General features: G+C 71.3%; 6 protein-coding genes. 5 read left to right on the top strand and 1 reads right to left on the bottom strand.

The features are described 5' to 3' along the window. Window positions 1-611, bottom strand: a 611-nt coding sequence (locus tag AC1DP0_RS15865) for a saccharopine dehydrogenase NADP-binding domain-containing protein (RefSeq protein ID WP_478085927.1), incomplete at its 3' end; no start/stop codon positions are given. Between the two features lie 117 nt (window positions 612-728). Here AC1DP0_RS15865 and AC1DP0_RS15860 point away from each other — a divergent pair. From AC1DP0_RS15860 to AC1DP0_RS15840, 5 genes are all read left to right on the top strand, one after another. Beyond that, window positions 729-1520 carry a TetR/AcrR family transcriptional regulator gene (locus tag AC1DP0_RS15860; protein WP_478085925.1) on the top strand — a complete coding sequence of 264 codons (792 nt, stop codon included), beginning with the start codon at window positions 729-731 and terminating at the stop codon, window positions 1518-1520. Between the two features lie 622 nt (window positions 1521-2142). Next, complete coding sequence (dnaN, locus tag AC1DP0_RS15855) at window positions 2143-3270, top strand: DNA polymerase III subunit beta (protein ID WP_478085922.1); 1128 nt, start codon at window positions 2143-2145, stop codon at window positions 3268-3270. 186 nt (window positions 3271-3456) lie between these two features. Next, on the top strand, window positions 3457-4602 hold the full coding sequence (gnd, locus tag AC1DP0_RS15850) for a phosphogluconate dehydrogenase (NAD(+)-dependent, decarboxylating) (protein WP_478085920.1): 1146 nt from the start codon (window positions 3457-3459) through the stop codon (window positions 4600-4602). 19 nt (window positions 4603-4621) lie between these two features. Beyond that, complete coding sequence (gene recF, locus AC1DP0_RS15845; RefSeq protein WP_478085918.1) at window positions 4622-5932, top strand: DNA replication/repair protein RecF; 1311 nt, start codon at window positions 4622-4624, stop codon at window positions 5930-5932. After that, window positions 5925-6488, top strand: a complete 564-nt coding sequence (locus tag AC1DP0_RS15840) for a DciA family protein (protein WP_478085915.1) — start codon at window positions 5925-5927, stop codon at window positions 6486-6488. The genes recF and AC1DP0_RS15840 overlap by 8 nt, the downstream gene beginning before the upstream one ends. Window positions 6489-6669: the final 181 nt, after the last annotated feature.

The following is a 6669-nucleotide window of genomic DNA, read 5'->3' as shown; positions in this document are numbered from 1 at the left end:
GGCCACGAGTGGGCCGCGTCCGCCCGACCGGCCGGCACGAGGGGCGTGCGGCCCGCGAGCAGCGCGTCCATGACCACGTCGTTGAGGTAGCTCGTGCGCGCCGTCGTGCCGGGACCGAAGTAGTCGCTCGAGCGCACCTCCGTGACGCGCAGTCGTCCCGCCTCGTGCCGGGCCAGGGCCTCGGTCCACATGTCGGCGCGCAGCTCCCCCTTGTGACCGGCCGGACGCATCGGGTCGTCCTCGCGCATCGGGGCCTCGACACGTCCGTAGCCGTAGAGGTTGCCGATGATGACGAGCCCGGCACCGCTCGCCTCCGCCGCGGCGAGGGTGGCGGCGGCGACGGGTGGCCAGTCGGTGTCCCAGGTCAGGTAGCTCGGCGGGTTGACGGCGTTGACGATGCTCGCGGCGCCACGCGCCAGCTCCGTGACGGCGCGCGTGTCCCCGGCGTCGACGGCGACGACCTCGACGGAGTCGCGGTGCGTGTCCTGCCACGGCCGCTCCGTGACCCGGCCGGATCGCGAGGCGAGGGTCACGGTGTGCCCGAGCGTGACGAGCTCCGTGGTGGTCGACCGTCCGACGCCTCCGGCGCCGAGGACGAGGTGGTGGGTCATGGCGGGTTCCTCTCGAGTCAATGGTGAGCACCGCTCACATTCAGAGGATGACACGCGCTCGACCGACATTCAAGAGCAGTGCTCACATTTCTTCGGAACTGTGGCAGGCTCGGGGGCATGGAGCCTCAGCCCAGCGCCGACCCACCCGACCCGCGCCTCCTGCCGCGCGCCGAGGAGCAGCAGCCCGCGGTCGCCGGACCTCGGCTGGGCAAGCGGGCGCGCAACCGGCTCGCCGTCGAGGCGGACATCCTGCGCGTGGCACGCGAGCACCTCGCCACGGACGGCGCCGCTGCCCTCAGCCTCCGGGCGGTCGCGCGCGACCTGGGCATGGTGTCCTCCGGCATCTACCGCTACGTCGACAGCCGTGACGAGCTGTTGACCCGCCTCATCGTCGACTCGTACTGGTCCCTCGCTGCCGCCGTGCGTGCGGCGCACGACACCGTCGCGCGGGAGGACCTCGAGGCGCGGTGGGACACCCTCGGGCGGGCCCTGCGCTCGTGGGCCATCGACCGGCCGCACGACTTCGCCCTCATCTACGGCTCGCCGGTCCCGGACTACGAAGCACCGGCGGAACGCACCCAGGAGGCCGGCACCGCCGTGCTCGCCCTCCTCGTGACCCTGCTCGACGACGTGCGGCGTGGGGGCCGCCTCGCGGCCGGTGACCGCCTCGGACTCGTCGACGAGCGCACCTGTGCCGCGGTCGGCGCCATGCTGGAGACCCCGATGTTCGCCTCGACACGGCTCGACGCCACCTGCTTGGTCCAGGGGATCGCGGCCTGGACCCTGCTCCTGGGCGCCGTGACGAGCGAGGTCTTCGCTCAACTGGGGCCCGTTCCGGATGGCGAGGCGCTCTTCGACAGCCTCCTGGCGGTCTCGAGACGATGTGTGATCGCTCCCGTCACTGCCTAGCCGACGACACGCGTCCACATCCATCCACAGGTTTGTCCACACCTGTGTGCACAGCGTGACCTCCCCGGAACATGGGCCGGATCGACCATTAGCGCCCGTTATGCCGGGATGTTGTCCACCGCCTGTGGACAACTCTGTGGAATCACAGGCGGTCGCCGTGCACAGGTGACTAGTCAGCAAGCACGGCATTCCGGACATATGCCGTCGCGTCTTCCACACCCCGCTGTGGACACGTGTGGACGACAGGGACGACCCTGCGGACAACTGGCAGCGAACCTGTGTGATCGATGTGCACAGCCGAAAAGCGTCCACAGGCAGCTGCCCTCGCAGCGATGCCGCCCCCACACACCGTGCACACCCCCATCGGCGCTCTGACCAGCCACGAGGCGGGTTGTCCACAGCATCCACAGCACCTATGACTACGACGAGATCCCAGTCAAGGAGGGAAGCCCCGACAACGAGGGTCTGTCTCACGTCCACTTACGACCGGCCACCGCCGGTAGGGCCGGAGTGGTTGCCCGATTCGGTCGCTGCACGCATTCGGGGAGTGTCTGTGGTGCCAGTCACCCGCAGGCACTAGTGTCTGAGCCCCAATGTCCTTCCCCGTCGAAGTGAGTGCACCGTGAAGTTTCGGGTTGAGCGAGACGTCCTGGCCGAGGCCGTGACCTGGGTGGCCCGCGGGCTCCCGGCCCGCCCGCCGGTACCTGTGCTCGCGGGCGTGCTCGTCGACGCCAACGAGGACGGCACGCTGACGCTGTCGGCCTTCGACTACGAGGTGTCCGCCCGCATCACCGTCCCGGCCGACGTCGCCGAGGCCGGCCAGGTCCTCGTTCTGGGCCGACTCCTCGCGGACATCTCGCGCAACCTGCCGAACAAGCCGATCGACGTGAGCACCGACGGGACCAAGGTCAACGTCGCCTGCGGGTCGTCGCGCTTCGCTCTGCGCGAGATGCCCGTCGCGGACTACCCGACGCTTCCCGCCTCACCCGAGACGAGTGGCACGATCGCCGGCGACGTCTTCACGCAGGCGGTCGCCCAGGTCTCGGTGGCCGCCGACAAGGGCGACACCCTGCCGATCCTGACCGGGGTCCGCATGGAGATCGACGGCGACAAGGTGACGCTCCTCGCCACTGACCGCTACCGGCTCGCGATGCGTGAGCTGACGTGGAGCCCCTCTGCACCCGACGCCAGCCACGTCGCGCTCATCCCGGCCCGTCAGCTCTCCGACACGGCCCGAGCCCTCGGCGCGTCCGGCTCGGTGGAGCTCGCCCTCGGTCAGGGCGGCGACGGCCTCATCGGCTTCGAGGCGGGTCAGCGTCGCGCAACGACCCGCCTGCTCGACGGCGAGTACCCCAAGGTCACCTCGATCTTCCCCACCTCCGTCGACACCGAGGCCGTCATCGAGACGGCGGCCCTCGAGGAGGCCGTCAAGCGCGTCGCCCTCGTCGCGGAGCGCAACACGCCCGTGCTGCTGAAGTTCACCGACGGGCAGGTGGCGATCGAGGCCGGGACGGGTGAGGACGCCCAGGCCTCCGAGGCGGTCGAGGCGACCCTCAACGGTCCCGAGATCCAGATCGCGTTCAACCCGCAGTTCCTCCTCGACGGCCTGCACGCGGTCGGCACCGCCTGGAGCCGGCTGTCGTTCACGCAGCCGAGCCGTCCCGCGGTCCTCACCGGTCAGGCCGAGGCCGACTCCGAGCCCGACACCGGCTACCGCTACGTCCTGATGCCCGTTCGGTTCGCCAGCTGAGCCGGCGCCTCCGCACCACCGCCGTACCACCCCAGCACTACCCCAGCACCACCCCAGCACGCACACTCCGACCCGTCCGGCAGGCCAGACCGGCCGGCGCAAGCTTGATCGAGGGCGCTGCTGGGTAGGGCGTAGCCTCGTAGCGCCTCACCAGATCCCCACGCTCCCTGTAGAAAGGCTCGCGACATGCAGCTCGGTCTCATCGGTCTCGGCAAGATGGGCGGCAACATGCGCGAGCGGTTGCGCCGCGCGGGCCACGAGGTGGTCGGCTTCGACCGCAACCCCGACGTCGCCGACGTGCGCACGCTGCCGGCCCTGGTCAAGGCCCTCGACGCCCCCCGCGTCGTGTGGGTCATGGTGCCCGCCGGTGACCCGACGCGCGAGACCGTCGCCAAGCTGGCCGACCTGCTCGAGCCCGGTGACCTCGTCATCGACGGCGGCAACTCCCGCTTCACCGACGACTTCGAGAACGCCAAGCTCCTCGGCGAGAAGAAGATCGGCTACGTCGACTGCGGTGTGAGCGGCGGCATCTGGGGCCTCGAGAACGGCTACGGCCTGATGTGCGGCGGCGACAAGAAGTGGGTCAACAAGGCGATGCCGATCTTCGACGCGCTGCGGCCCGAGGGCCCGCGCGAGGAGGGCTTCGTCCACGCCGGCAAGGTCGGCGCGGGGCACTACACGAAGATGGTCCACAACGGCATCGAGTACGGCCTCATGGCCGCCTACGCCGAGGGCTACGAGCTGCTCGAGAAGAAGGACATCGTCACCGACGTCCCCGGGGCCTTTAAGGCGTGGAGCCGCGGCACCGTGGTGCGGTCCTGGCTGCTCGACCTCATGGTCGACGCGCTCGAGGACAACCCCCACCTCGACGACGTCTCCGACTACACGAACGACTCCGGGGAGGGCCGCTGGACGGTCGAGGAGGCCATTGCGCTGTCGGTGCCGATGCCGGTCATCTCGGCCTCGCTCTTCGCCCGGTTCGCCTCGCGCCAGTCGAGCTCGCCGACGATGCAGGCGGTCGCGGCGCTGCGCGGCCAGTTCGGTGGGCACGAGGTCATGTCGATCGCCGAGGGCGAGAAGCTGCGTCAGGGCGACGTGCCGACGACGGCCAAGCGCTCGGCGAAGAAGGAGTCGCCGACGAAGCAGGCCGCGAAGCGCGGGTCGGCGAAGCAGGCGAGCAAGCGCGCGGCGGGCTCGGCGTCGAAGGCCAACGTCGGCGCGGCTAAGCAGGCGGCAGCCTCTGGTCGGGCCKCGGCGACGCAGGCGACCGACATGGCCGACACGGCACGCGGTCAGAAGCGCGCCGCGAAGAAGACCGCCAAGAAGGCCTGAGCAGAGCGCCGCACCCTCCTTGCACGTCCGTCACCTGACCCTCAAGGACTTCCGCAGCTATCCGAGCGCCGAGCTCGCGCTGACCCCGGGCGTCACGACGCTCGTCGGCCTCAACGGCCAGGGCAAGACGAACCTCGTCGAGGCGGTCGGCTACCTCGCGACGCTCGGGTCGCACCGGGTCGCGACGGACCAGCCGCTGGTGCGGTTCGGCGCCGCGCAGGCGGTCGTGCGTGGAGCCATCATGCGCGACGACCGCGAGACGATGGTCGAGCTGGAGATCACGCCGGGTCGGGCCAACCGGGCGAGGCTGGGCCGCTCTCCGGTGTCGCGGCCGCGGGACGTGCTCGGCACCGTGCGCACCGTGCTCTTCGCCCCCGAGGACCTCGCCCTCGTCAAGGGCGACCCGTCGGAGCGTCGCCGGTTCCTCGACGAGCTGCTCGTCCAGCGCCAGCCGCGGTGGTCGGGGGTGCGCTCGGACTACGACAAGATCCTCAAGCAGCGCAACGCGCTGCTCAAGTCGGCCGCCCCGGTCCTGCGCCGGGGCGGCCGCCGGCCGCCTCGGCCACCGCGCGAGAGTGACCTCCCGCTCGACGAGGCGCGCGAGTCGGCGCTGCACACCCTCGACGTGTGGAACGACCACCTCGCGACGGTCGGCGCGCAGCTGCTCTATGCCCGCCTGCGCCTGCTGCGGGACCTGGCCCCCGACCTGTCCGAGTGCTACGACGCCGTGAGCGCAGCCGCATCCAACGCGCGGGCCACCTACCGCAGCTCGCTCCGCGAGGACCTCGCCGCGCGCCTGGCGGCCGGTGAGGTGCCCGAGATCGAGGAGCTGCGCACCGGCATGCTCGAGAGCCTCGAACAGGTGCGGTCCAACGAGATCGAGCGCGGCATCTCCCTCGTCGGTCCGCACCGCGACGACCTCGTCCTGTCCCTCGGTGAGCTCCCGGCGAAGGGCTATGCCAGCCACGGCGAGTCGTGGAGCTTCGCGCTGGGACTCAAGCTCGCGGCATACCGCCTCCTGCGCCGTGACCTCGGCGACGACCCGGTGCTCGTCCTCGACGACGTCTTCGCCGAGCTCGACTCCGGGCGACGTGAACGGTTGGCGGTCCTCGTCGCCGACTGCGAGCAGGTCCTCATCACGGCGGCGGTCGGCGCGGACGTGCCCGACGTGCTCCGCCGGAGCGGGACGACGTATGCCGTGGAGCTCGGCCAGGTGCACCCCGCCGCCCCACCCCCCACTGCTCCCGCGAGCGAGACATCGGCTGGGGACCCCGTGTTCAATGAGGCGGTGGCAGAGGTCAAGGTGCCCGAGGGCGACGGCGATGAGTGACGAGACGCCGGACGTCGAGCCTGCGCAGACCCCCGAACCCACCGACGAGGACACCCGGATCGCCGACGCTGCCGCGTCGGCCCTCGCCCGGGCCCGGGCCGGCGCGGCCGAGAAGGGCCTGCGCCCGGGCATGCGGCCGAAGAAGCGCCGACGCCCCATCGGTCAGGCACCGGTCCTGTCGGGGTCGTCGCGCGACGGCCGCGACCCGGCGCTGCTGGGCGACCAGCTCGACCGCCTGCTGCTCGACCGCGGGTGGAAGGTCGACGTGGCCGTGGGCTCGGTGATGGGGCGGTGGACCGAGATCGTCGGCCCCGACATCGCCGGGCACGTCGAACCGCTGACCTTCGTCGACGGGGTGCTCACGGTGCGCGCCGACTCGACGGCCTGGGCGACCCAGATGCGACTGCTCGCGTCGTCGATGCTCGCCCGGATCGACGAGGAGATCGGCGCGGGCGCGGTGAGCGAGCTCAAGGTCGTCGGGCCGAGCGCGCCGTCGTGGAACCGGGGCGCTCGGCGCTCCCCCGACTCGCGCGGCCCCCGGGACACCTACGGCTGAGCTCGTCAGGCGGGTGTCAGTGATCGGACGCACACTGTCGTCATGACCTCGACGCAGCGTTGCACGATCGTCCCGCCGTACATCCTCGAGGCGCTGGCTGCCAGCGGCGAGCCGGCCGTCGCGGCGCATGCCCGCGAGGCCCTGCGCCAGGACGAGCTCCTCCGCGCGTCCCGGCGCACAC

It is taken from the genome of Terrabacter sp. P5_B1 (assembly GCF_056400505.1).
This window is presented reverse-complemented; position numbering and strand designations above follow the sequence as displayed.

Bases quoted from the DNA above. Each gene is read 5' to 3' on its own strand.
- AC1DP0_RS15860 (WP_478085925.1), top strand. From the start codon at position 729: ATGGAGCCTCAGCCCAGCGCCGACCCACCCGACCCGCGCCTCCTGCCG.
- AC1DP0_RS15840 (WP_478085915.1), top strand. From the start codon at position 5,925: ATGAGTGACGAGACGCCGGACGTCGAGCCTGCGCAGACCCCCGAACCC.